This window comes from Streptomyces xanthochromogenes (genome assembly GCF_014650455.1).
GTDB classification, from domain to species: Bacteria; Actinomycetota; Actinomycetes; order Streptomycetales; family Streptomycetaceae; genus Streptomyces; species Streptomyces xanthochromogenes.
The window spans coordinates 181555-207027 of the sequence record NZ_BMUZ01000006.1; the positions used below are offsets into that span (position 1 = coordinate 181555).

At 70.5% G+C, this 25473-nt stretch carries 18 protein-coding genes; 14 read left to right on the forward strand and 4 right to left on the reverse strand.

Translation table 11 applies throughout. From position 1 onward, the window contains the following. Positions 1–330: 330 nt before the first annotated feature. Positions 331–1098, reverse strand: a complete 768-nt coding sequence (locus IE267_RS17635; RefSeq protein ID WP_167152360.1) for an MmyB family transcriptional regulator — start codon at positions 1096–1098, stop codon at positions 331–333. A 263-nt stretch (positions 1099–1361) separates the two neighbouring features. Here IE267_RS17635 and IE267_RS17640 point away from each other — a divergent pair, with 263 nt between their 5' ends. From IE267_RS17640 to metG, 8 genes are all read left to right on the forward strand, one after another. Next, positions 1362–2027, forward strand: a complete 666-nt coding sequence (locus IE267_RS17640; protein WP_167152362.1) for a helix-turn-helix domain-containing protein — start codon at positions 1362–1364, stop codon at positions 2025–2027. Between the two features lie 229 nt (positions 2028–2256). Then, positions 2257–2787, forward strand: coding sequence for a toxin-antitoxin system, toxin component (locus tag IE267_RS17645; protein WP_189764042.1), 531 nt, complete (start codon positions 2257–2259; stop codon positions 2785–2787). A gap of 3 nt (positions 2788–2790) precedes the next feature. Beyond that, a complete protein-coding gene (locus IE267_RS17650) occupies positions 2791–3978 on the forward strand; it encodes an MAB_1171c family putative transporter (RefSeq protein ID WP_189763869.1) in 1188 nt (395 codons plus the stop codon). Beyond that, entirely contained in the window at positions 3975–5456 is a 1482-nt protein-coding gene (locus tag IE267_RS17655) for an FAD-dependent oxidoreductase (RefSeq protein ID WP_167152367.1), read from the forward strand. Before IE267_RS17650 ends, IE267_RS17655 begins: the two co-directional genes overlap by 4 nt. Positions 5457–5465: 9 nt before the next feature. Continuing rightward, complete coding sequence (locus tag IE267_RS17660; RefSeq protein ID WP_189763870.1) at positions 5466–6749, forward strand: VWA domain-containing protein; 1284 nt, start codon at positions 5466–5468, stop codon at positions 6747–6749. 32 nt (positions 6750–6781) lie between these two features. Continuing rightward, positions 6782–7567, forward strand: a complete 786-nt coding sequence (locus IE267_RS17665) for a hypothetical protein (protein ID WP_189763871.1) — start codon at positions 6782–6784, stop codon at positions 7565–7567. Between the two features lie 413 nt (positions 7568–7980). Then, positions 7981–8970: an NAD(P)-dependent oxidoreductase gene (locus IE267_RS17670; protein ID WP_189763872.1), complete on the forward strand. Its 990-nt coding sequence runs from the start codon at positions 7981–7983 to the stop codon at positions 8968–8970. 193 nt (positions 8971–9163) lie between these two features. Further along, a complete protein-coding gene (metG, locus tag IE267_RS17675) occupies positions 9164–10888 on the forward strand; it encodes a methionine--tRNA ligase (RefSeq protein WP_167152373.1) in 1725 nt (574 codons plus the stop codon). A gap of 96 nt (positions 10889–10984) precedes the next feature. Here the strand turns inward: metG and IE267_RS17680 are convergent, their stop codons facing one another. Together IE267_RS17680 and IE267_RS17685 are read right to left on the reverse strand one after the other, a co-directional pair. Beyond that, positions 10985–13048, reverse strand: a complete 2064-nt coding sequence (locus IE267_RS17680) for a phosphocholine-specific phospholipase C (protein ID WP_189763873.1) — start codon at positions 13046–13048, stop codon at positions 10985–10987. 188 nt (positions 13049–13236) lie between these two features. Continuing rightward, the gene (locus IE267_RS17685; RefSeq protein WP_189763874.1) at positions 13237–13908 is read right to left on the reverse strand and encodes a DUF6445 family protein; all 672 of its coding nucleotides are present in this window, start codon (positions 13906–13908) and stop codon (positions 13237–13239) included. A 486-nt stretch (positions 13909–14394) separates the two neighbouring features. On the opposite strand from IE267_RS17685, the gene IE267_RS17690 reads away from it, so the two are divergent. Next, positions 14395–15639, forward strand: coding sequence for an ROK family protein (locus IE267_RS17690; protein ID WP_189763875.1), 1245 nt, complete (start codon positions 14395–14397; stop codon positions 15637–15639). A 46-nt stretch (positions 15640–15685) separates the two neighbouring features. On the opposite strand, the gene qcrB is transcribed toward IE267_RS17690, so the two are convergent. Beyond that, the gene (gene qcrB, locus IE267_RS17695) at positions 15686–17329 is read right to left on the reverse strand and encodes a cytochrome bc1 complex cytochrome b subunit (protein WP_189763876.1); all 1644 of its coding nucleotides are present in this window, start codon (positions 17327–17329) and stop codon (positions 15686–15688) included. 390 nt (positions 17330–17719) lie between these two features. Here qcrB and IE267_RS17700 point away from each other — a divergent pair, with 390 nt between their 5' ends. The 5 genes from IE267_RS17700 to IE267_RS17720 all read left to right on the forward strand — a co-directional run bounded on the left by IE267_RS17700 (position 17720) and on the right by IE267_RS17720 (position 25420). Beyond that, positions 17720–19060, forward strand: coding sequence for a sugar phosphate nucleotidyltransferase (locus IE267_RS17700; protein ID WP_167152383.1), 1341 nt, complete (start codon positions 17720–17722; stop codon positions 19058–19060). 63 nt (positions 19061–19123) lie between these two features. Next, on the forward strand, positions 19124–19858 hold the full coding sequence (locus IE267_RS17705; RefSeq protein WP_189763877.1) for an SDR family oxidoreductase: 735 nt from the start codon (positions 19124–19126) through the stop codon (positions 19856–19858). A gap of 41 nt (positions 19859–19899) precedes the next feature. Further along, positions 19900–22005, forward strand: coding sequence for a glycogen debranching protein GlgX (gene glgX, locus IE267_RS17710; protein WP_189763878.1), 2106 nt, complete (start codon positions 19900–19902; stop codon positions 22003–22005). Further along, a complete protein-coding gene (locus IE267_RS17715) occupies positions 22002–24161 on the forward strand; it encodes an AGE family epimerase/isomerase (RefSeq protein ID WP_189763879.1) in 2160 nt (719 codons plus the stop codon). The genes glgX and IE267_RS17715 overlap by 4 nt, the downstream gene beginning before the upstream one ends. Positions 24162–24220: 59 nt before the next feature. Then, positions 24221–25420: an IS701 family transposase gene (locus IE267_RS17720; protein WP_229861288.1), complete on the forward strand. Its 1200-nt coding sequence runs from the start codon at positions 24221–24223 to the stop codon at positions 25418–25420. The last annotated feature ends 53 nt before the right edge of the window (positions 25421–25473 follow it).

Here is a 25473-nt window from a genome sequence, read left to right on the forward strand (position 1 = left end):
GCCCCCGATGCCCCGGTTCACGCCGTCCTGCCCGCGGCGCCGCGGCCGAGGCTTCCGGGCCCGTCGGGCGGCGGGCGGGCCCACCGCCGGACCGACCCTAGCAACATCCTTTACAGTCGGCCGAGTTCGTTCGAGGTTGGCTGAAATCGTGCGGTCCGGGGGCGCCTTTCGCCCGAGGGGCCCGCGATCGACCGGCGCCGAGTGCCCGATGGGCGAGGTGTCGGCGACGCGACGAGCGGGCGCCGGAAGCGCTCCCGGGGACGTACCGCGCCGAGGAGGCGGGCCACCACAAGGTCGGCCCGCTCCATGCCGGGGGGCGCCCCGTGAGGACTACCGGGCGGGCACCACGCTGAGGTGGGCGCGCCCCCGGCGGGCCGCGGACGGTTCGGTCTCGCGCAGCACCAGGGTCAGTCGGCGCAGCCCGAACTTCCGGAGCGTGCGCGGGGATTCACTGACCAGACGACAGCTGGTGCGGCCGCGCTCCGGGTCGGGGTGGCGCAGGTGGCGCAGCGCGCCGTCGTGGTGGACCGCGGCGTCACCGACCGCCTCGACCCAGTGCGGAAGTCCGAGGCGGAAGGCGGCATCCATGATCGGGTCGTCGGCGATCTCACGACGGATGTCCTGGAGCCCGGGAGCGCTCTCGTCGTCGGCGTAGGCCTCGGCGAACTGGGCGAGCAGGGGCAGGCACCAGGCCGTCTCGTGCTCCGCGAGCACGCTCGCCGCGTCCGGGTGGAACAGCACGAAGCGCAGGAAGTTGTCGTCGGGCATGGCCGTGGGGTGCGGCCCGACAGCGCCGAAGAGCGCGTCGTACGCCGGGTTCGTGTGGGCCACGCCCCACCCGGGGTCGAGGACCACGGACGGGAACGGAAGGGCGTCCGTCATCGCGAAGTAGTCGTGGACGTAGGCCCGGATCTCGGGGTCGTCCGGGACCCCGGGGGTGTCCGCTCCCACGGTCGTCGTGTCGTCGGCGGCACGCTCCCCCGCTGCCGTCTGCTGTCCGGGCGGCTCCTGGACCAGGGCGAACGGGCGCCCCACCACGGGGGCATGCGCTGCCGGAACCTTGGTCACCGAGTCCTTCGCCACCAATTCTTCCGCCATCGAGTACGCGACTCCTCTTGCTGGCCCGCGAGTGCGGCGGCCGGCCTTCGGGCCCGCCCGGGGCTCGGAGGGCGATCTTCACACCGCGTGGCGATCCTGATACCGCCGACACAATGATGTCAAGCATCGTGGCATTCCGGCCCCCCGAAGCTTTGATTGCGCCACAACTGTGGCAAGTTCTGGTTGTTGTTGCCGGGACCCGCTAACCTCCGGAGCATCCACTGTTGTGCCCACCGACCTCGCATGATCTAGGAGAACTACTGGTGACGGACGGCTTCTTGGTTCCGGGACCGGCGGCCACGGGCCCCCTCGCGGCCGTCGTCGCCCGTGTGGCCGAGCTCGCCGGGAAGCTCGGAACGGGGCAGGCGGACGTGTTCGACGTCCACCGGCTCTCCGAGGCGTCGGGCGTCCCGGCCGACGTCGTGGCCGCCCTGCTCGACGGGCAGCCGGCCGGTGAACCCGATCTCCAGGCGCGCTTCCTCCAGCGGTTCAGCCTGCTGCGCAGCACCCGGCGCAAGCCCAACGGGCGCCCGCACACGCAGCAGGAGATCGCCGACGGCGCGGGCATGTCGCGCCAGCAGGCGGGCGCCCTGATCAACGGTGACCGGCGGCCGACGATGGAGCACTGTGACGCGATCCAGCGCTTCTTCGGCGTCCACGCGGGCTTCCTGACCGCCGACGACACCGATGCGCTCGGCGGCGCCCTGCTGCGCACCGAGCAGGAGCTCCTGCAGCAACTCGCGGGCCGCGAGCGGGAGGTGGCGCACGCCGGGACCCCGGGCGGCGACGCCCTTGAACGGCTGCTCCAGGACCACGGGGTCCGCGGCATCGCGTGGCGGGCGGCCCAGCTGCCCACCGACAAGCACCGCGACAAGGTCACCGAATGGCTCGACATGCTCCTGGAGAGCGTCAAGCGGTCGGAGTCCTGACCATGGCCCGCACCACCCGGTGGCGGCACCGCGCCGCACCCCTCAGCCTGCCCGGACGTCGCCGTTCGCTCAATTCCGGCCTTCATGTGATGCCGAGTTCAACGAACTCCGTCTCAATGTCGACTGGATCAATCCCGTACGGCTCGGCAGGCTGCACAAGGACGGGCTGCTCGACGAAGTGCTGCTCCATGAACGGCTGGCGGGGAGAACGGTGGGCATAGGCAAGGAGATGCGCCGGCTGTGCGGCGAGCTGGTCGCGGGCATCACGATCCCGGCCCCGGCGGAACCGGCCGATCTGTACACCGCCCTGTGCGAGGGCATGAGCAGGCGACGGGGCCGCCCCGTCGAGTTCCGCATGGCGGCCTTTCCCTCGGGCACCGCGAGCGGGCTCTGGCTCGACATGGCGGACCGGGACCTGGTGGTGGTAGAGGAGCGCACTGCCCCTGACCATCAACTCGTCATTCTGGGGCATGAGTTGTGGCACATGAACGCGGGCCACGGAAGCCACCACGTGGAGGGCGCCGTCGTCGCGTCACGACTGCTGTCCGCGGAGGGCGACCTCAGCGCCGCCGTGCGCAAAGTGGCTGCCCGCACGCGTTCCCACCTCTCCGAGGAAACCGAGGCCGAGAGCTTCGGACTGCTCCTCGGGAGCAAGTGCCGCCCGTGGCTGGAGGCTTCCAGCGGCGCGCGGGGGCCCGACCGCGAACTGCTCGCCGGCCGCATCGAAGCAGCGCTGGGCTACCGCTGGCCACAAGGCTGAGGCGTGAAGGACCCTGAGTTCTACCTGCCCGCGATCCTGCTGGTCACAGCCTTCGCCTGTCGGCTTCCCGGCATGCGTCAGACGTGGCGGGACCCGCTGCTGCGCACGGTGAACGCCCTTTTGGCCGTGGCGAGTTCGGTGTTCTTCTTCGCCGCTCCCACCACCATCGCGGCGGTCAACAGGCTCACCGGAGTGCCGAACTTCTCGGCACCCCTGGTGTATTCGATCCTCACCGCCTTCAGCGCCTCGTGCCTCGTGCTGATCATCAACTGGCGCGGCGGCCCCCCGGAGGCGGCACGCCGGGCGACGGTACGGTGCGTCACCGCGTACTCGCTGGTGATCGTCGCCCTGTTCACGCTGTTCGCGCTCGCCGATGCCCCGGCCGAGCGCCTGCGGGACCTCGACACCTACTACGCCAACACCCCGTACATGCGCGAGATGATCGTCCTGTACCTGGTGGCGCACACCGTCGCCGCACTGGTCACCACCTGGCTGTGCTGGGGGTGGTCGGTGAAGGTCCACGGCTGGCTGCGCGCCGGGCTCGTCCTCATCGTCATCGGGTATCTGCTCAACCTCGTCTTCGACACCGTCAAATACACTGCTGTGGCCGCGCGTTGGCTCGGACGGGACCTCGACTACCTCAGCACGGGCGCCGCCCCGCCCGTGGCGTCGATGTCCGCGCTGCTCATCGGCTCGGGCTTCATCGTCCCCCTTGTCGGACCCCGGCTCTCGGAGACCTGGCGGTCGTGGTCCGCGTACCGCAAACTGGGTCCGCTGTGGCGCGCCCTGCACGCAGCACCGGCACCGCCGAGCGCCTCGGTGAAGATGGCCTGGTGGTCGCCGGTGCAATTGCGGCTGACGCAGCGCGAATCCGGCATCCTCGACGGCTTCCTCGCCCTCGCCCCGTACTGCGACCGCGCTTTGCACGGCGACGCGCGCAGCGCCGCGATCCGCTCGGGCATCGAGCCGAAGCAGGCCGAGGCGGTCGCGGACGCGGCCATGGTCGCCGCCGCCCTCACGGCCCGGGCCAGGGACCCGAAGGGCATGGCCCTGGACTCCAACGCCCCGGACGCCACCCCCTCCATCGCCCGTGCCCGTGATCTGATAGGTGTCTCCCAGGCGTACCGGCGTTCAGCCATCGTCGAAGCAGTCCGCAACAACGCGGCACGGTCGGAGAGCACGCAATCATGAGCGCATCGGACGCCCTGTCGGAACCGGCCCACAGACGCAGAGCGGTGGTCATCGGCGGCGGGCTCGCCGGCATGTTGGCCGCCGCCGCACTGAGCGGCTCGGTCGACGAAGTCACCGTGATCGAGCAGGATGTCCTTCCGTCCGGCCCCGGGCCGCGCCGGAACCTGCCGCAGGCCCGGCACGCGCACATCCTGTGGTCGGGTGGCGCGGAGGCCATGGAACGACTGCTGCCCGGAGTCACGAAGGCATGGCTCGCCGCAGGCGCCCGCCGGGTCCCGCTCACCTCGCAGATGGTCGCGCTCTCATCGCAGGGCTGGTACCGGCGCTGGCCCGACTCCCACTATCTGATCGCCTGCGGCCGGGACCTCCTGGACGCCACGGTCCGTGACCTGGTCCTCGCCCTCCCCGGGGTCACCGTGCACCACTCGACGCGGGTGACCGCGCTCGAAGGGAGCCCGGGCCGCGTCACGGGGGTACACGTACGGCGAGCCGACGGCACCGAGGAACTCGTCAGGGCCGAACTGACCGTGGACGCGAGCGGCCGCGGCACGCACACCCGGCGATGGCTCGACGCCCTGGGCGTACGCGCCGCTCGGGAGGAGGTCATCGATCCGGGGGTGGTCTATGCGAGCCGCGTCTTTCGCTCACCGGTCGGCGACCAGCCCTTCCCCGTCGTCAACGTACAGGCGAGAGCGCGAGCGTCGGAGCCCGGCCGGACCGCCGTGATCCTCCCCATCGAGGACGGCCAGTGGATGGTCACGCTCTCGGGCACGCGCGGCGGACGGCCGAGCGGCGATCCCGAGGCCTTCCACGCCTTCGCACTCGGGGCCCGGCACCCCGTCGTCGGTGAGCTCATCGCCGGGGCGGAGCCCCTCGGCGAGGTGGCCACCTTCGCGCACACCGCCAGCAGGCGGCAGTTCTTCGAGAAGGTCAAGGGGTGGCCGGAGGGCTACGCAGCGCTCGGGGACGCGGTCGCGGTGTACAACCCGGTGTACGGCCACGGCATGTCGGTCGCGGCCCAGGGCGCGCTGGCGCTCCGCGAGCTGCTGACCGCACACGGCGTCGACGCCCCGCGGCTCGCCCGGCGGGTCCAGCGCGCCGTGGCGGGCCCGGTGAGCACGGCATGGCTGCTGGCGGGCCAGGACGTCTTCTACGACGGAGCCACCTCCCGGCGGCCCGGGCCGGCCCAGCGGCTGCTGGGCCGTTGCGTCGACCGCCTCATGCACACCTCGACCGGCAACTACACCGTCGCCACCGCACTGACCGACGTCATGACCCTGTCGGCTCCGGTCACCGCACTGGCCCGGCCCGGCGTGGTGCTGGCCACCCTGTCCGGCCCCCGGCGACCGCAACTGACGGCGCCTCCCCTGACGGACCGTGAGATCGCGTTGGTGCGAGAGTCCCGGAAGCCAACGCGGGCACACTCCCACGCACCTTGCGTGGCACCGGATTTGAGGGCCGGATCCGATCTTCCATAGGATCCGGCGATGATCACCAGAAAACGGCTGGCGGCCGGAGTGTGCGCACTGGTCGCCACTTTCGCCACCGGCATCCTTCCGGCCGCGGGCACGGCCTCCGCCGCCCCGCAGCCCGACGGGCAGCCCGCGCAGGCCGCACCCAAGGTCGACCTCGTCCTCGACGTCTCCGGCTCGATGCGGACCGCCGACATCGACGGCAAGTCGCGGATGGCCGCCGCCAAGCAGGCGTTCAACGAGGTCCTCGACTCGGTCCCGCAGGAAGTCCAGTTGGGCATACGGACCCTGGGCGCCAACTACCCGGGCGAGGACCGCAAGGTGGGCTGCAAGGACACCCGCGCGCTCTACCCGGTCGGCCCGCTGAACCGCACCGAGGCGAAGACCGCGGTCGCCACCCTCGCGCCCACCGGCTGGACCCCGATCGGCCCGGCGCTCCAGGGCGCGGCCGAGGACCTCAAGGGCGGTGACGCCACCCGCCGGATCGTGCTCATCACCGACGGCGAGGACACCTGCCAGCCGCTCGACCCGTGCGAGGTGGCCCGCGACATCGCGGCGCAGGGCATCCACCTCACCATCGACACCCTCGGTCTGATCCCGGACGCCAAGACCCGCGCGCAGCTCACCTGCATCGCCGAGGCGACCGGCGGCACCTACACCTCGGTCCAGCACACCGACCAACTCTCGGGCAAGGTCAAGCAGTTGGTGGACCGGGCGGCCGACCCCGTCGCCGTGCCCGTCGCCACCACCGGCACCGCGAGCTGTGAGAGCGCTCCCCAGCTCAAGCCCGGCCTGTACACGGACCGCGAGAAGTTCGCGGAACACCGCTCGTACAAGGTGGACGTGCTGCCCGGCCAGGAGCTGCGCGCCTCGGCCAGCATCGGCATGGACCGCCAGACCAACCCGGACTACGGCGTAATGCTGCGCGCGGTGACCGTGCACGGCCGGGAGATCGTCCGCGGCTCGGAGGCGGGCGACGGACGTACGGACCTGATCTCGACGGGCCTGCGCTACCCCAAGGCGCCCGCCGACGACTCGGACGACAAGACCCCCGAGACCGTCTGTCTGCAGGTCTCGAACTCCTTCTCCGCGGGCCCGGGCGTCAAGACCGATCCGGGTCTGCCGGTCGAGCTCGCCATCGACGTGGTGAACGGCCCCGACCACGCGTCCGACGTGGCCTCCTTCGGACTCGGCCGGGGCTGGTGGCTGCTCGGCACCCTCGCCCTGACCGGGCTCGTCGCGGGCCTGGTGTGGGGCTGGATCTCGCGCTGGCGCATCGCGGTCTGGCGGACCAACTGATGCCGAACACCACTTACCCCGGGAACCAACTGATGCGTACCGTACGGAAGTTGGCAGCCGCGGGCCTGGCCGGAGCCACGCTGACCGGGGCGGCACTGTTCGGCGCGGCCTCCTCCGCGCTCGCCGACTCGCCCGCACCGAGCCCCTCCGCGTCCGCACACGACGCGGCACCCACCGAAGCCGGCACCGCCTTCCGTACCGCGGTCGCCGTGCACCAGGGCCAGCAGGCGACCGCGTCCGCGTCGAGCGGCGACTACCTGTACTGGATGTTCCCCGCCGACGCCGGGCAGCGCCCCACCGTCACCGCGAAGGTCACGCTCCCCGAGGCCGCCTCCCGGCACGGCGCCTCCACCTGGCGCCTGGACGTGTACGACGGACTGCGCCGCCGCCAGCCCTGCATGTACGGGATGCAGTCCCGGTCCGCGGCGCAGGACGCCGCCACCGTGGAGCTGTCCTGCACCCTGCGGCCGACCGTCGCCTGGGCCGACACCTGGTCGACCGATCCGCTGCCGGGCACGTACTACATCCGGCTGACCGCGCTCTCGCTGCCCGACGCCGACCGGGGCCTGCCGTTCAAGGCGGAGGTCGAGCCGACCGTCCTGGACACCGGCGGCGCGCACGCCGTGGACGGCAAGCTCGCCACCCCGCTCGGCGCGAAGTCCGGCGTCGAGCCCGACGGCGGCTGGGCCTCCGGCCGGTGGACCGACCGCTGGCTGTGGACCGTGGGCGGTGGCCTGCTCGCCGCGCTCGCGGGCGTCGCCGGCTACAACCTGACCCGCGGCCGCGGCCGGCCTTCGCGGGTGCCGCGGGGGGTGTGAGAGGAAGAGGCGAAGGCTGAGAGCGCTCCCGGTCCGTCCGGCGACCCACACCCCGGGCCGCTCGCCGACCTCGTGAGCGCTCTCACCACATCGCCTTCGCGCTCGCGTTCCGGCCCCTCGTACCGCGGGAGCGCTCTCACCCGCCCCGCTCCACCCCGTCCTGCCCAGCCCAGCCCCCCCATCCCGCCGTACCAGCCCTGCCCGCACTCCCCCACCCGGGGACGGCGGGTCCCCCACCCGGGGACGGCGGGCAGGGCTGGTTTCCGGCGGTGCCGGTCGCCCCGGCGGCGCCCCATCCGTACGAGACTCGGGGTACGCGACACTCGGCCGCACGGGGCTCTGCGTACCCGGCTCTCCTCACGAGTCCCGAGCGGCCCGACCGGGCACCACCCTCCACGCGAAGGAGTTTCCTCGTGACCTCAGCCTCCCTCCCGTCCGGGCCGTCCAGCTCGTCTGGCCCGTCCGGCTCGTCCAGCCCGTCCGGCAGCTCCGGCTCGGCCCGCAGCTCCAGTACGTCCAGCAGCTCCGGTACGTCCGGAAAGCCCACCGTCGCCGTACTCGGCACCGGGATCATGGGGTCCGGGATGGCCCGGAGCCTGTTGCGGGCCGGGCTCGTCGTGCGGGTCTGGAACCGGACCGAGGCCAAGGCCCGGGCGCTGACCGACGACGGGGCCGCGGTGCACCCGGACGCCGCCGGGGCGGTGCGCGGTGCGGATGTCGTGCTGACCGCGCTGAACGACGGGCCGTCCGTGTCCGCCGCCCTCGAAGCCGCCGCCGATGGCCTGCACCCCGGTCAGCTGTGGCTCCAGACCTCCACCGTCGGTCCGGACGCAGCGCTCGAACTCGCCGCCCGAGCTGGTGAGTTGGGGGTGGCCTACTACGACTCCCCCGTCCTCGGCACGAAGGCACCGGCCGAACAGGGCAAGCTGACCGTCTTCGTGTCGGGGGCACCCGAAGGGCGCGAGCGGCTCGCGCCGGTGCTCGAAGCGATCGGGCAGCGGACCGTCTGGGTGAGCCATGAGCCGGGCGGCGCCTCCCGGCTGAAGCTGGTCGCGAACACCTGGGTGATCAACCTCGTCGGCGCGGTCGCCGAGTGCCTCGGGCTCGCGGAGGGGCTCCAGGTCGACCCCCGCCTCTTCCTGGACGCGGTGGCCGGGGGGCCGCTGGACACCGGCTATCTGCACGCGAAGTCCGCCGCCCTCCTCACCGGGGACCTCACCCCGAGTTTCGCCCTGTCCACCGCCCTCAAGGACACCCGGCTGATCCTGGAAGCCGCCGAACAGGCGGGTGTACGGCTCGACTTGACCGAGGCTTCGGCCGAGCGGTTCGCCCGGGCCGAGGCGGCCGGGCACGGCTCCGAGGACATGATCGCCACGTACTACGCGGGCCGCGCCGAGGAGTGAGAGGAGCGACCGGCCGCGCCGGGGCGGCGGGCACCCGAAACTCCGGCGAGAAGGGCGCGGCCGGTTCGATAGCATGGCTCTGCCCATCGGGCGGGGGCGTCACCTGGTGTGACCCCGCGGGTGGGCCTCCCTACCTGGGTTCGCCGCGGCCGCGCCGCGGTGCCGCACGTACGAACATAAGGAGCATCCGAGGATGTCTCGACACCTGATCACCAGCGCGCTGCCGTACATCAACGGGATCAAGCACCTGGGCAACATGGTCGGGTCGATGCTTCCCGCGGACGTGTACTCCCGCTACCTGCGCCAGCGCGGCCACGACGTCCTGTACATCTGCGCCACCGACGAGCACGGCACCCCCGCCGAGCTGGCCGCGAAGGAGGCGGGTCTTTCCGTCGCCGAGTTCTGCGCGCAGGCGCACGACACCCAGAAGGCGATCTACGACGGCTTCCAGCTGGCCTTCGACTACTTCGGCCGCAGCTCCTCGCAGCAGAACGTGGAGATCACCCAGCACTTCGCGCGGAAGCTGAAGGAGAACGGGTTCATCGAGGAGCGGGCGATCCGCCAGGTCTTCTCGGTCGCCGACGACCGGTTCCTGCCGGACCGCTACATCGTGGGCACCTGCCCGCACTGCGGCTACGACAAGGCGCGCGGCGACCAGTGCGAGAACTGCACCCGCGTCCTGGACCCGACGGACCTGCTGGAAGCGCGTTCGGCGATCAGCGGCAGCAGCGACCTGGAGGTCCGCGAGACCCGGCACCTGTTCCTGCTCCAGTCCAAGCTCCAGGGCGAGGTCGAGGAGTGGATCGACCGCGTCGGTGGCGAATGGCCGCAGCTCGCGTCGTCGATCGCCCGCAAGTGGCTGACCGAGGGACTGCACGACCGCGCGATCACCCGGGACCTGGAGTGGGGCGTGCCGGTCCCGGCCGACACCTGGCCGGAGCTGGCCGCCGAGGGCAAGGTCTTCTACGTATGGTTCGACGCGCCGATCGAGTACATCGGCGCGACGAAGGAGTGGTCCGACCTCGACCCGGCGAACCGCGACTGGAAGTCGTGGTGGTACGAGCCCGAGGGCGCGGCCGACGTGCGGTACACCGAGTTCATGGGCAAGGACAACGTCCCGTTCCACACGGTGATGTTCCCGGCGACCGAGCTGGGCGTGCGCGAGCCGTGGAAGAAGGTCGACTACGTCAAGGCCTTCAACTGGCTGAACTACTACGGCGGCAAGTTCTCCACCTCCCAGCGCCGCGGTGTCTTCACGCACGACGCCCTGGAGATCCTGCCCGCCGACTACTGGCGCTACTTCATGATGGCGAACGCCCCGGAGTCCGACGACACGTCGTTCACCTGGGAGCACTTCACCGCGACGGTCAACAAGGACCTCGCGGACACGCTCGGCAACTTCGTGAACCGCGTCCTGTCGTTCTCGCGCAAGCGCTTCGGGGACGACGTCCCGGCGGGCGCCGCGGCCGGTCCCGCGGAGGCGAAGCTGGGCGAGGAGATCGCCGGGCTGCTCGCCGAGTACGAGGGCCACATGGAAGCGCTCCAGTTCCGCAAGGCGGCGGCCTCGCTGCGGGCCCTGTGGTCGGCCGGCAACTCCTACCTGGAGGAGAAGGCGCCCTGGCTGGAGATCAAGACCGATCCGGAGGCCGCCGCGCTCACGCTGCGTACGGCGATGAACCTGATCCACCTGTACTCGGTGGTCTCCGAGCCGTTCATTCCGTCCTCGGCGAAGGCGATGCGCTCGGCGTTCGCGCTCTCCGACGACACGGCGACCTGGGTCACGCCGGAGCAGGCCAGGGCCCTCGACACGGTTCCGGCCGGTACGGCCTTCACGGTGCCGCCCGTCCTGTTCGCGAAGATCACGGACGAGGACCTGGAAGCCTACCGAGAGCGCTTCGGCGGCGCCGACGAGGCGTGACGCACGACGAGGGGCCCCCGTCCGGTGCGGACGGGGGCCCTCGTCGTGTGCCGCTCCGTCGCGCCACACGGGTACGGCTGGGGGTGCAGGTACGGGTCAGACCGTGAGCAGCGCCGGGTCGCTCACCCCGGACGCGCCGGTCTCGACGTGTCCGGCGAAGCGGCGCAGGAAGGTGGCGTCGGCGTCGGAGGTCACCGACACGTCGTACCAGCTCTTGCCGGCACGCAGGTCGACGGTGAACTTGACGGTGGCCCCGGCCGCCACCGTGAAGGTCTGGGTTGCCCCTCCGTAGGCCGCCGCGCTCGCCACCTTGAGGTGGACGGTGGTCTTGCCCGCGTTGGTCATGGTGAGGTCGAGGTTGCCGGTGGCCGCGTTGTGCCGGGCGGTGACTTCGGGCCCCGCCGTCTTACCGGGGCTGCGGAAGGTGCGCAGGAACCCGTTGGGCCCGAAGACGCTCAGGTTGGTGGCCCCGCTCGAATAGGACGTGTTCCAGGCGTCGGCGATCGTCTTGCCCGCCTCGGTGGTGTACGTCCACGGGCCGTCGGTGCGGTTGGCCGAGGTGACGAGGAACTGCGCCCCGGCCGAGGCTCCCCCGCCGAAGGTGAGCGTGAACTTGCCGGTGCCCACGTCGGCCGAGCCGTCCACGAACGGCGCGTAGCGCAGCGGCCGGGTCGGGCGGGAGCCGCGCTCCTGCTTGGGCAGGGTGCCGGTCGCGGGCGGCACGGGTACGAAGTCGGGGTGCCGGTTGTGGTCCGGCGGGATGTACGCCGTCGTCGAAGGAAGCCCGGGCGCCGAGGAGTTGGACCGGCTGAAGTCGAACGCCGACGTCAGGTCACCGCAGATCGCGCGCCGCCAGGGCGAGATGTTGGGCTCCTGCACACCGAAGCGGCGCTCCATGAACCGGATGATCGACGTGTGGTCGAAGGTCTCGGAGCAGGTGTAGCCGCCGGTGCTCCACGGCGAGACGACGAGCATGGGCACGCGCTGGCCGAGCCCGTAGGGGCCCGCCGCGTAGCTCGCGTTGCCCGGGAAGTAGTCCGGCCCGGTCGCCACCGTCGAGAGGCCCTGGCCGGCGCCTGCGGGCACATAGGGCGGGACCACATGGTCGAAGAAGCCGTCGTTCTCGTCGTAGGTGATGAACAGCGCGGTCTTGGCCCACACGGCCGGGTTGGACGTCAGCGCGTCCAGGACCTGCGAGATGTACCAGGCGCCGTAGTTCGCGGGCCAGTTGGGGTGCTCGGTGAAGGCCTCGGGGGCGGCGATCCAGGAGACCTTGGGCAGGGTGCCCGCCTTGACGTCCGCCTTGAGGATGTCGAAGAAGCCGTCGCCGTTCTTGGCGCTGGTGCCGGTGCGCGCCTTGTCGTACAGCGGGTCGCCCGGCTTGGCGTTGCGGTAACTGTTGAAGTAGAGCAGCGAGTTGTCACCGTAATTGCCCCGGTAGGCGTCGTTGATCCAGCCCCAGCCGCCCGCCGCGTCCAGGCCGTCGCCGGTGTCCTGGTAGATCTTCCAGGAGACGCCCGCCTTCTCCAGACGCTCGGGGTATGTGGTCCAGCCATACCCCTTCTCGTCGTTGCCCAGGACCGGGCCGCCACCGGTGTTGTCATTGCCCGTGTAGCCGGTCCACATGTAGTAGCGGTTCGGGTCGGTGGAGCCGATGAACGAACAGTGGTAGGCGTCGCAGATGGTGAAGGAGTCGGCGAGCGCGTAGTGGAAGGGGATGTCCTCGCGCGTGAGGTACGCCATCGTGGTGGACGTCTTCGCGGGGATCCACTGGTCGTACTTGCCGTTGTTGAACGCCTTGTGGCTGCCGGTCCAGTCGTGGTTCAGGTCCTGGATGAACTGCAGGCCGAGCTTGTCCGCCTGGGGCCTGAAGGGCAGCACCTCCTTGCCGGCGCCGACCTGGTGGAACACCGATTTGCCGCTGGGCAGCGTGACGGGCCGCGGGTCGCCGTAGCCGCGAACCCCCTTGAGGGAACCGAAATAGTGGTCGAACGAACGGTTCTCCTGCATCAGGACGACGATGTGTTCCACGTCCTGGATGGTGCCGGTGCTGCCCGCGGCCGGGATGGCGGCGGCCCGCGCGATGCTCTGCGACAGCGCGGCGAAGGCGGCGGTGCCGCCCGCGAGCTGCATGAACCGGCGCCGGTTGAGTTCAGCCATGAGTGGGGGCCTCTGCAAGCGTGAGGGAACAGGGTGGCGAGAGGGGTGTATCAAGAACACCCGGGGCCGCGAAAGACCCCATGTCGTCACTGTGACGTTCGGCGGTACGTCAAACGAACAGGAACCCCGCGCCGAGGCTCCCGCCCCGGGCTTGCGCGTATCCGTACTTTTCGCTCATTCCATCCGGGTCACGCCATCCAGAAGAAGACCGCGGTCATGCGTTTGTCGTCGATGGTGCTGCCGCAGTATCCGGTGGCGCTGTGCATGGTGTTGGCGGTGTAGAGGAGCAGCCGGTTGTAGCGGTGGGCGACGCGTACGTCCTCGGTGAAGGAGTCCGGGGGGACGAAGCGTGTGCCGAGCGCCTCGACGAGATTGTTGTGCGGGGCGGTGACCATGTTGCCGCCCAGTACGCCGCCGGGCAGGCTCTGCCGATAGAAGCTGGTGCCGCAGTCATTGGGCGCCTTCGGGCTGAGGTAGAGGACCGCCGCGAATCGGCACAGTGCCCGCGAGTCGGTGTGCGGGCGCGGCTCGCTCTCACCGGCGCCGACGACCTGAATGCAGTTGTGGTTCAGGGTGGCGCCGCCGGGAGCGGTGGCCTGCCACAGTTCCTTGGCGCCCGTGTGCTGCTTGACCAGGCGCTCCACCCGGGCGAGCTCGGCCGGTGCCAGACCGGGCATGGTGCGCAGCCCGGGCCAGGATTCGGGCTTGTGCGGGTACCCCTCGACCCAGTCGTCCTTGGCGACACAACGCGCCCGTACCTCATCGATGTTGGGCAGCACATCGTCCAACACCCAATAATCCCGGCCGAGTTTGGGCTTGCGATAGGGAAGGACCGGGAGCACCGGACGATTGGGGGGCATGCGGCCGACCCTACTGACAGGCCAACTGCGGCTCTCCACCGAAAAGGTCAACCCTTCGCCAATATAAGGGAATTGCGGGCCGAGGTATTTCGGACGCGGCCTCGCATATGTCCTGGGCGTCATCGCACGGAAAGAAAAGGCAGGCCAAGAGCGATCCATCGGCGGGTAAGGGATTGCTCCGCATTCCACCAGCTGGCGCATACATGCATCCGGGGATGCCGGGCGTCCCACCACCGGCCGACCACCCCCGTGCCCAACGCTCCGCCCATCTCCCGAGAGCGCTCCCGGCCCACGGTCGCGTGCTCTCCCCAACGCATGCACTCCCGCTCGCACAGCCCTTGCCCCCTCCCCTCTCCCCTCCCCCCTCGACCCTCGGCCCTCTGCCCTCGGCCCGCCTGCGGCGCGGCCGGGAAGCGCTCCCGGCGGCCGCGCCCCGCGCCTTCGGCCTCCTGTGGCCCCCGGGCTGGGCTTAGGCTCGTGGGTGACATGGACGACCAATCGACTCCGCGCGGCCGGCCCGCCCCGCTCGCACCCAAGGCGGACAAGGACACCGTGCGTCGACACAACCTCAGCCTGGTGCTGCGGGCCGTGCACGACGAAAGCGCTCTCAGCCGGGCCGGCGCCGCCGCGCGTACCGGACTGACCCGGGCCGCGGTGTCCTCACTCGCCGATCAGCTGATCCGGGGCGGGTTCCTCACCGAGTCCGGCAAGTCGTTCAGCGGGCAGGCCGGGCGGCCGGGCACGATGCTGACTCCGGCCCGCACCGGCCCCGCCGGTGCGGGCGTCGAGGTCAATGTCGACTACGTCTCGGTCTGTGTGGTGGACCTCGCGGGCACCGACCGGGTGCGCCTGACCGAGCACCTGGACAACCGGCGCGAGCCGGCGGCCGAGGTACTGGAGCGGGCGGCCCGGATCGCCGCCCGCGCCGTGGAATCGGCCGCCGAGCAGGAACTGGACCCGGTCGGCGTCGAGCTCGCCCTGCCGGGCCTCGTCTCGCAGGGGTCGGTGCGCCAGGCCCCCAACCTGGGCTGGAACCAGGTCGGGGCCGAGGACCTGTTCAGCGCGGCACTCGGCAGGCTGCGGCCCGACTCCCCAGCCCTGCCCGTCAGTTCGGACAACGAGGCCAATGTGGCGGCCCTCGCCGAGCTGTGGTTCGGCGCCCCGCAGGAGCGGGTGGACCACTTCCTGTATCTGACCGGGGAGATCGGCGTGGGCGGGGCGCTGGTCGTCGGCGGTGAACTGCTGCGCGGCGCCCACGGATTCGCCGGGGAGATCGGGCACACGGTGGTGGACCCGCAGGGTCCCGCGTGCCGCTGCGGCTCCCAGGGCTGCCTGGAACAGTACGCGGGGCAGCTGGCCCTGCTGCGCGCGGCGGGCCTGGACGAGGATGCCGGGGTTCCGGGTGTCGCCGAGCTCGAACGCCGGGCCCGTGCCGGTGAGGAGAGCGCTCTCGGCGCGCTCGCCGAGGCGGGCCGCACCCTGGGGGTCGTGCTGTCCGGTGCGGTCAACCTCTTCGATCCGGAGGCGGTGGTGCTCGGCGGCATCTACCGCACCCTGATGCCCTGGCTCGCGCCCGCCGCCGACCGCGAGCTGACCCGCCGGACCGTGTCCGGCCTCTGGCCCCCCGGCAGCGGCCGGCTCCGCGCCTCCTCGCTCGCCGGGGACGCCGCCCGGGGCGCGGCGGCCCGCGTCGTGCGCGGTGTGCTGGCCGACCCGCTGGCGTACCGGTAGGCCCACGGGGCCGCCACGCTCCCGGCCCACGGGCGTTCACGGCCGGTCAGTGGTGGCCGTCGCCCCGTTCCAGTTCCCGGTACTCCTCGGCCGTCGGCTTGGGGATCTGGCTGCCGGGGCCGTACATGGCCTGAGCCAGGCGCGCCCGCAGCCGGTCGGAGCGGCGCGCTCTGCGCGTCACGCCGTTGGCGTCGACGGTGGGGCCCAGCAGGTAGGGCCCGGGCTGCTCATGGGCGGTGATCGTGTACAACTCGGCCTGGGTGAGCGGGTTGTGGACCTCCACGTACTCGCCGTGCGGCAGGCGTTTGACGATGCCCGACTCGCGGCCGTGCAGGGCCTTGTCGCGGTCGCGGCGCTGAAGTCCCAGACAGAACCGCTTGGTGACCACGAAGGCGAGGGCGGGCACCACGAAGACGCCGACCCGCACGAACCACGTGATCGCGTTGATCGAGATCTGGAAGTGGGTGGCCCACAGATCGTTGCCGCCGCCCACGAGCAGCACCGCGTACAACGCCAGCCAGGCGACGCCGATGGCGGTGCGGACGGGGGCGTTGCGCGGCCGCTCCGCGATGTGGTGCTCACGTGGGTCACCGGTGACCCACGCCTCGATGAAGGGGTAGACCGCGATCGCGAGCATGATCAGCGGGAAGAGCATGAACGGGATGAACACGCCGAGTTGGAGGGTGTGCCCCCAGGCGTTGATCTCCCAGCCGGGCATCACCCGGATCAGGCCCTCCGAGAAGCCGAGGTAGAAGTCGGGCTGTGCTCCCGTCGAGACCAGGTCGGGCCGGTAGGGGCCGATCGCCCACAGCGGGTTGATGGTGGCGACGGCGCCCATGACCGCGAGCACCCCGAACACCAGGAAGAAGAAGCCGCCGGCCTTGGCCATGTAGACGGGCAGGAACGGCGCTCCCACGACGTTCTTCTCGGTCCTTCCGGGCCCGGCGAACTGGGTGTGCTTGTGGTGGAAGACCAGGATCAGATGGGCCACGACCAGGCCGAGCATGATGCCCGGAAGGAGCAGGACGTGCACCGGGTAGAGCCGCGAGATGATGTCGTGGCCCGGGAACTCGCCGCCGAAGAGGAAGAACGACAGGTACGTTCCGATCACCGGGACGGACAGGATCGCGCCCTGTGCGAAGCGGATGCCGGTGCCGGAGAGCATGTCGTCGGGGAGCGAGTAGCCGGTGAGCCCGGTGATCAGGGCCAGCATCAGGATCGTCCAGCCGAACAGCCAGTTGACCTCGCGGGGCTTGCGGAACGCGCCGGTGAAGAACACCCGCATCATGTGCACGAGCAGTCCGGCGACGAAGACGATCGCCGCCCAGTGGTGGATCTGCCGGATGAGCAGCCCGCCGCGCACGTCCAGGCTGATGTTCACGGCTGACTCGTAGGCCCGGGTCATACGGACGCCGTTCAGCGGCACGTACGAGCCGTGGTAGACGACCTCCACGCCGCTCGGCTCGAAGAACAGGGTGAGATAGACGCCGGTCAGGATGAGGATGAGGAAGCTGTAGAGGCAGATCTCCCCGAACATGAACGACCAGTGGTCCGGAAAGATCTTGCGCATGTTGGCCTTTGCCAGGGCGTGGATGCCGAGGCGGCCGTCGGCCCAGTCGGCCAGCCGTTCGCCCTTGCCCGTCTCGGGCGGCCGTCCGTCGGACCGGGTGCGCTCGATGCGTCCGCTCATGCGATTCCCCCTCAGGCGGATACCAGGGTAGACACATGCGCCGAATTGACCAACAGCCTTATGAGTAAAGGAACATGATCGGCCGTCAGGTGACCGCGTCACCGCCTTCGACCGGAGGCGACGCGGCGGCCGACAGGAGGCGGGCACGGCGGTCGGCGCCGGTGGGAACCGGCGGGAACCGGTCCGGGTGAGCCATCGGGGCCGAATTCGATCGAGCGCCCCGACCACCCGTCACAGCCTTCACTCGCACCCCTCCAGCACCACCCTCCGGAAGGGGCAAGACGCCGCCATACCGCCTCCAACCAGCCAGGTTTACTTGTTACTTGACTCAAGATGACTGCCGCTGTTGAATTTGTGGAGTCGCAAAGTGAGCCGAGGAGGCAGGACACGATGGGGGACGACAGCACCGCCGGAATCATCCTGGCGGGCGGCCGGGGGGAACGGGCGAAGCCCATAACCCTGCAGTCCGCCGACTACATCCGCAGCAAGGCGCTCATCCCGTTCGCGGGCAAGCCGCTCATCGAGTGGATCGTCGAGGCCTGCCGCGAGCAGGGCATCCGCCGCTTCTACGTGGTGGCCCAGGGCATGGAGAACCGGAGCCAGATCAAACTCGTACTCGGGCACGGCGAGCGGTACGGGGTCGAGATCAACTATTCGCGGTCCCGGTTCGACCAGTACAACGTCGGTTCGGGCGCCGCCACTTTGCACAACCTGGAGCAGTGGGACCTCACCGGGCCCGCGCTCGTCATGCCGGTCGACTCGCTGTTCGACTTCTCGCTCGACCGGCTGCTCGCCACCCACACCGCGTCCGACGCCCTGGTCACCGTCGCGGCCGTCACCCGTACCCCGCAGGAGACCGCGGGCAAGTACGGCGTCATGCGCACCACCGACCAGGGGCTGATCTCCGGTTTCGTCGAGAAGCCGCGGCTCCAGCTCATCGAGCACCTCTTCCCCGAGGCGCTCACCACTCCCGACGCGCGCACCATCGCCACCAGCGCGGGGATGTATCTCATCGACTGCGGAAGGCTCCGACTCGCCGCCCGCAACCCCGAGTTGATCCGCCTTGCCCAGCAACGCCTGGACTGGGGCGCGGACTTGCTGCCCTGGCTGGTCGGCCACGACCTGCCGGTGGCCGTCGAGCGGATCGGCCGGCTCGGCGACCTCGGGAGCATCGGGGACTACCTCACCACCCTCGGCGAGGTGCTCACCGGCGAGTACCCGCAGATGAACCGGGCGATGGAGAGCCCGCTCAGCGTGGAGCCCAGGTACTGGATACACGAGTCCAGCCTGCGCACCAAGGACAACCTCACCGGCACCACGCTCGCCCAGAAGATCGCCGACGGCAGTGTCGTCATCGGCCCCGGGGTGCGCATCGGCCGCCATGCCGAGATCGGCGCCGGAGTCCACCTCCAGTACACCGACATCGGGGACGGCGTCGATGTGCACGAGGGCGTCCACCTGCACCGTGCCGCCCTCGGCGACGCCGCGGTGGTCGGGGCGTACGCGCAGATCAGCGACTCCTACATCGGGCCGATGGCCCATGTGCACTCCGAGCGGCGCAGCCCGGTCCGGCTCGACGACCACTCGGCCGTCGGCGACGGCGCCCACCTCTGGCCGGGCACCCGCCTGTCCGGGGTGAGCGTCTATCCGAGGCTGCGCGTGCCGACCGTATCGGGGCTCCCCGCCGGGACGCAGCTCACCAGCTCCGACGACATCCTCCAGTGGGTCTGACCCGAGGACCTGCCTCGACTCCCTGACCGATCGATCGATCTGATGCTCTTTCAGGAGACTTCCGTGAACAGTCCGATCGCAGTGATAGGCGGTACCGGCCGGGTCGGCCGGCTCATAACCGAACGGCTCCTCGACCGCGGCGAGGCGGTGCGCGTGGTCGGCCGCAGCGTCGAGCGCGGCCGGGACCTGCCGGAGCCGGCCCAGTTCTTCCTCGGGGACGTCCGCGAACCGGAGACGCTGCGCATTCCGCTGCGCGGCTGCTCCGCGATCGTCTACACCGTGGAGCCCGGCACCGATCCGGCCGGCCCCGACAGCCCCGAGTCCACCCTGCACACCGGGGTGCGCAACGCGCTCACCGCGGCCTTCGGCGGAACCGTGCTTCCGCAGTTCGTCCTGGTGAGCCAGCGCTATGTGACCCGCAGGGACCACCCGATGAACGCCTACGGCCGGATGCTGGACTGGCGTCTTGCCGGCGAGGACGCGGTACGCCTGTCGGGCCTGCCCTACACGGTCGTGCGGCCGAGCTGGCTGACCGATCTGGACGGGGACTCGCGCATCACCCTCGAACAGGGCGACCGCAGGGACGGCTACGTCTCCCGCCAGGACGTCGCGGAGGCGTGTGTGCAGGCGCTGTACTGCCCGTCCGCGCGCGGGGTCACCTTCGAGATGCGCAGCGAGCCCGGCAGCGGCCCCACCGACTGGGAGCCGCTCTTCGCCCGGCTCCGCACCGACGAGCCGACCCTCGATGCCGGTGCCCGCCAGTTACTGGATCCGGTCCCCGACCGGGCCATTGCTTGACCATCCGCTTGACGTCGAGTCATCAGACCAGGGAGGCACCCGTGACCGAGGCTCCGCAGATCACCGCAGGACGGCCGCAGCCACTGGGGACCACGGTCGACGCCGACGGGGTGAACTTCTCCGTCTTCTCCGAGCACGCCACGCGCGTGGACCTGCTGCTGTTCGACAAGTGTGACGACCCCGAGCCTTCCCGGACCATCCAACTGCACCCCGACCGCCACCGCAGCTTCCACTTCTGGCACTGCCATGTCCGCGGCCTCGGCGCCGGGCAGGTGTACGCGTACCGGATGGACGGGCCGCACGACACCAGCCGGTCTGGCGCCCGCTTCGACCACCGCAAGGTACTGCTCGACCCCTATGCCCGCGCCAACATCAACAGCCGCTGGCAGCGCACCCAGGCCATCGGTCTTGACGACAACGTCGCGCACTCCATGCGCAGCCTGGTCGTCGACCTCGACGACTACGACTGGGAGGGCGACCAGCCCCTGCGCACCCCGATGTCCGAGACGGTCATCTACGAGCTCCATGTCCGGGGCGCGACCGCGTCACCGACCTCGCACGCCGAGAACCCCGGCACCTTCTCGGCCCTGACGGAGAAGATCGGGCACCTCAAGGAGCTCGGCATCACGGCGGTGGAACTGCTGCCCGTCTTCGACTTCGACGAGACGCAGGTGCTGCGCACCGGCCCGGACGGGAGCGAGCTGCACAACTACTGGGGCTACGATCCGTACGGGTTCTTCGCCCCGCACACCGGCTACTGCTCCGAGCCCCATCTCGCGGGCCACATCGCGGAGTTCCGCGACATGGTCAAGGCGTTCCACAAGGCGGGCATCGAGGTCATCCTCGACGTCGTCTTCAACCACACCAGCGAGGGCAACGAGTACGGGCCCACCATCAGCTTCCGCGGTCAGGCCAACGAGGCGTACTACCACCTGTGGCCGCAGGACCGCAGCCACTACATGGACTTCACGGGCTGCGGGAACGCGGTCAACGCCAACCATCCGATGGTCACCAAGTTCATCCTGGAGTCCCTGGAGTACTGGGTCACCGAGCACCATGTGGACGGCTTCCGCTTCGACCTCGCCTCCGAGCTGTCGCGTGGCGCGCTCGGGTACGAGATGGCGGTGCCGCCGGTTCTGTGGGCGATCGAGCTGTCCCAGGTGCTGGCCGAGACCAAGATCATCGCGGAGCCGTGGGACGGTGGCGGCCTGTATCAGGTCGGCCGGTTCCCGGGGAAGCGGTGGGCGCAGTGGAACGGCCCCTTCCGGGACGACGTGCGGCGCTTCGTACGCGGCGACGCCGGGCTCGTGGGGGACATAGCCGCGCGGATCGGCGGCTCCGAGGACCTCTTCGGACCGCAGCAGGAACTGCCCACCAACAGCATCAACTTCATCACCTGCCACGACGGCTTCACCCTCAACGACCTGGTCAGCTACGACGAGAAGCACAACTACGCCAACGGCGAGGCCGGGGCCGACGGGGCCGGCGAGAACTTCAGCTGGAACTGCGGCGTCGAGGGCCCCACCGACGACCCCGAGGTCGAACGGCTGCGAGTGCGGCAGATGAAGAACCTGCTCGCCGTGCTGATGCTCAGCCGCGGCGTGCCGATGCTGCTCGCCGGTGACGAGTTCCGCAACAGCCAGGGAGGCAACAACAACGCCTACTGCCAGGACAACCCGACGTCATGGCTCGACTGGGACCAGGCCGAGAAGGAGCAGGAGACCTGGAACTTCACCCGCCGACTGATCGAACTGCGCAGGCGCTACCGCACGTTCCGTGAACCGCGCTTCTACAACGGACACCTCAACTCCCGTCTGCTGCCCGATGTCACCTGGCACGGCACCCGACTGGAGCAGCCCGGCTGGGAGGACACCCACGCCCGGGTCCTGGCCTGCACGCTCGGCGGCTTCAACCAGGACCCCGACCTGCATCTGATGCTGAACATGTACCACCTGGGTCTGGACTTCGAGCTGCCCCGGATCCGCGGCCGGCGCTGGCACCGCGTGCTCGACACCGCGCGCCCCGGCCCGTACGACATCCTCCCCGCCGGACAAGAGGAGCTGATCGACGACCACACCTTCCATGCCCACGGCCGCAGCGTCGTGCTGCTGGCGGCCCTGCCTGACGAGAAGGGCACCTTTCGATGAGTGGATCTGCCGAACGCCGCACGTTCTCCGACACCCTGGCGGGCTACGTCACGTACTACAGCCCCACCCAGCACCGTTTCGGTCTGCGCACCTCGGACGACCGGGAATTCACCGTCCACCTGCCCCGCAATGTCTCCTCGCGCATCGTGCGCAACCTCGGTGACGACTACCGCGACACCACCGCGAACACGCTGGACATGCTCGCCGAGGGCCGTTATCTGTTCGCGTACGGGATCACCTACCAGTGGGAGGGCGGTGAGCGGTTCGAGGCGAAGGAGATCACCTTCCCCGAGGAGAGCCGCGGTTCCTACGTCTTCGAGCACCCGGCGTGGTGGGTCCAACAGGCCGCCGCCGTCGCCGACTTCTATCTGCGCGGACACTTCCCCGACGGCACGTACGACTGGCGCAACTTCCGGACCAATCTGACGCTCAGTGGCACCCATCTGCCCGACTTCGACGGCGCCGACGTGCGCCAGGAGACCGACACCATCTCGCGGCTCGTGTACGGCCTGTCCACCGCGTACCTGCTGACCGGTGAGGACCGCTTCCTGGAGGCGGCCGAGAGCGGTACCGAGTATCTGCGCGAGCACATGCGGGTCACCGACGCGCAGGACGGGATCATCTACTGGTACCACGGCATCGACGTGACCCGGACCGGCCAGCGCAAGGTGTTCGCCTCCGAGTTCGGTGACGACTTCGACGCGATCCCGATGTACGAGCAGATCTACGCGCTCGCCGGGCCGACCCAGACCTACCGCATCACCGGCGACCCGCGGATCCTGGGCGACATCGACGGCACGGTGGCCCTGTTCGAGCGCTACTTCCGGGACCGCCACCTCGGCGGGTTCTTCTCGCACCTGGACCCGATCACGCTCGACCCGAACGCGGACTCGCTGGGCCGCAACCGGTCCCGCAAGAACTGGAACTCCGTGGGCGACCACGCCCCCGCGTACTTGATCAACGCCTATCTCGCCACCGGGCGCGAGGACTTCGCGGCGCTCCTCGAAGAGACCGCGGACACCATCGTGGAGCGCTTCCCGGACGAGGAGACCAGCCCGTTCGTGCAGGAGCGCTTCCACGCCGACTGGAGCCCCGACCGCACCTGGGGCTGGCAGCAGGACCGGGCCGTGGTCGGGCACAACCTGAAGATCGCCTGGAACCTGACCCGCATCAAGGCGCTGCACGACAAGAGCGAGTACGGCGTCACGGCCGACCGGATCGGCGAGATCATGCCGGCCGTGGGCAGCGACCAGCTGCGCGGCGGCTGGTACGACGTGGTCGAGCGGCGCCCCGACCCGGACAGCGGCATCCACCGCATGGTGTGGCACGACCGCAAGGCGTGGTGGCAGCAGGAGCAGGCGATCCTCGCCTATCTGATCCTGGCCGGCACCTCGGGCGACCCCGAGCAGCTGCGCCTGGCCCGGGAGGCGGCCTCGTTCTACAACGCCTTCTTCCTCGACTACGAGGACGGCGGGGTCTACTTCAACGTCCTGGCCAACGGCATTCCGTATCTGCTCGGCACCGAGCGGCTCAAGGGCAGCCACGCCATGGCCGGCTACCACGCGCTCGAACTCTGCTATCTGTCGGCCGTCTACACCGGCCTCCTGATCAGCAACGACCCGCTCACCCTGCACTTCCGGCCGCGCCCGTGCGACCTGCCGGAGCGCGTCCTGCGGGTGGCGCCGGATCTACTGCCGGCGGGGTCGGTGGAGCTCACCCGGGTGTGGGTGGACGGCGTGCCGTACCACCGCTTCGACAACAAGGAACTCACCGTCCAGCTGCCCGAGGGGGACCTGCCGGTGCGGGTGCGCGTCGAGCTGGAGCCGGCGCAGATGCGGCTGCGGATGCGCACCGAGTTCGACGGCGACACCGCGCACATCCGCTGCGACGGGATCATCGACGCGGCCGAGCTGGAGAAGTTCCGCCGCATTCTGGGCGAGGTCATGGCGGCGCAGCCGCAGCGGGTGGAGTTCCACCTGTGCCAGGTCACCGAGATGTGCCGGCCCGCCATCAACGAGCTCCTCTTCCAGCGCACCAAGGCGGGGCTCGACGCCGACTTCGTCATCGTGGGTTGCACCCTGCCGGACGTGGCCGACGCCCTGCTCGCCACCGATGCCTTCCTGCTCGAAGGCGGCGACGAGTGCGCCCATGAATGACCTCTCTCGTCCGCTGGGTTCCAGCGTCACCGATCGATTCGGACACATCCGGGGGCACCGTGTCTTCCATCCTCCAACTCTCCGAGGCCCGCGAGGCTCCCGCCACGGCGGACTTCGCCGCCTACTGCCGGGACCTGTTCGTCGCGCTGACGCGCTCGGACCAGAGACGCTGGGGAGAGGTGTATCTGCGCGGTCTGCTCGACGTACCGGGCCGCAAGACGCCCACCCGGATCTCCGAGCACGTCCTGGGGCACCGGGCCGTGCAGCAGCTCCAGCAGTTCGTGCACCAGAGCCCGTGGGACTCGGGGCCGGTCCGCCGGAGGATCGCCGAACGGACGGGCGCGGTGTTCCGCACCGAGGCGTGGGCCGTGGACGAAGTGGTGTTCGCGAAGAACGGTGACCGCTCGGTCGGGGTGGCCCGCCAGTACGCACCGTCCCAGGAGCGCACCGTCAACTGCCAGCTCGCGTACGCCACTTCGCTGGTCGGCACCGGCGGGGGGCTGCCGGTGAACTGGCGGCTGCTGCTCCCCCAGCGCTGGGACCGCGACGAGCGGCTGCGCGGTCAGGCCCATCTGCCCGAGGAGGAGCACTGCCGGCCGCGCTGGAGCTATGTCCTGGAGGCGCTCGACGAGATGACCGAGGAATGGCTCCTGGAGCCGCAGCCGGTGCTCGCCGACTGGCGCTGCGAGAGCGATGTGGAGCCGCTGCTCCGGGGTCTGGAGGCGCGCGGTCACGGCTACCTGATCGAGGTGTCCCCGAGCACCGGGGTCACCCTGCCGCGACCGCACGCCGCCTCTCCCGCGACCCGGGGGACGGTGACCGAGCTCGCCGAACACGTGGCGCGCCGCGACGAGCGCACCCCGATCGCCTGGCACGACCGGACGACGGAGCGGATGCGGCGCTCGCAGTTCCTGTCCGCTCCGGCGCTGCTCTGCTCGGAAGGGGCGCAGCACTCGGCGCACCGGCAGCGGCCCCGGCACCTGGTCACGGACTGGCCCTACGGCCGGCCCGCGCCGCGTGCCTACTGGCTGACCAATCTGCCGGCCCGCCGCCTCGCCGAGGCGATTCCGCTGGCGCAGTTGCGCAGTCTGTCCGCGGACGGTCTGCGCAGGCTCCAGGACGACTTCGGGCTCGGTGACTTCGAGGGCCGCTCGTTCCGCGGCTGGCACCACCACGTCACCCTCGCCTCGGCGGCGCTCGCCTTCGACGCGCTGAGCCGGCACAGCGAGGAGGAGTGGCTGAGCGGGCAGGGCGCCTGACACCCGGGAGCGGCCGGGCCGACGACGCCGCCCGGGTCCCGAGAGTGGCCGCG

Bases quoted from the DNA above. Each gene is read 5' to 3' on its own strand.
- IE267_RS17635 (WP_167152360.1), bottom strand. From the start codon at position 1,098: ATGGCGGAAGAATTGGTGGCGAAGGACTCGGTGACCAAGGTTCCGGCA.
- IE267_RS17645 (WP_189764042.1), top strand. From the start codon at position 2,257: ATGCGCCGGCTGTGCGGCGAGCTGGTCGCGGGCATCACGATCCCGGCC.
- IE267_RS17655 (WP_167152367.1), top strand. From the start codon at position 3,975: ATGAGCGCATCGGACGCCCTGTCGGAACCGGCCCACAGACGCAGAGCG.
- IE267_RS17660 (WP_189763870.1), top strand. From the start codon at position 5,466: ATGATCACCAGAAAACGGCTGGCGGCCGGAGTGTGCGCACTGGTCGCC.
- IE267_RS17665 (WP_189763871.1), top strand. From the start codon at position 6,782: ATGCGTACCGTACGGAAGTTGGCAGCCGCGGGCCTGGCCGGAGCCACG.
- metG (WP_167152373.1), top strand. From the start codon at position 9,164: ATGTCTCGACACCTGATCACCAGCGCGCTGCCGTACATCAACGGGATC.
- IE267_RS17680 (WP_189763873.1), bottom strand. From the start codon at position 13,048: ATGGCTGAACTCAACCGGCGCCGGTTCATGCAGCTCGCGGGCGGCACC.
- IE267_RS17685 (WP_189763874.1), bottom strand. From the start codon at position 13,908: ATGCCCCCCAATCGTCCGGTGCTCCCGGTCCTTCCCTATCGCAAGCCC.
- IE267_RS17690 (WP_189763875.1), top strand. From the start codon at position 14,395: ATGGACGACCAATCGACTCCGCGCGGCCGGCCCGCCCCGCTCGCACCC.
- qcrB (WP_189763876.1), bottom strand. From the start codon at position 17,329: ATGAGCGGACGCATCGAGCGCACCCGGTCCGACGGACGGCCGCCCGAG.
- IE267_RS17700 (WP_167152383.1), top strand. From the start codon at position 17,720: ATGGGGGACGACAGCACCGCCGGAATCATCCTGGCGGGCGGCCGGGGG.
- IE267_RS17715 (WP_189763879.1), top strand. From the start codon at position 22,002: ATGAGTGGATCTGCCGAACGCCGCACGTTCTCCGACACCCTGGCGGGC.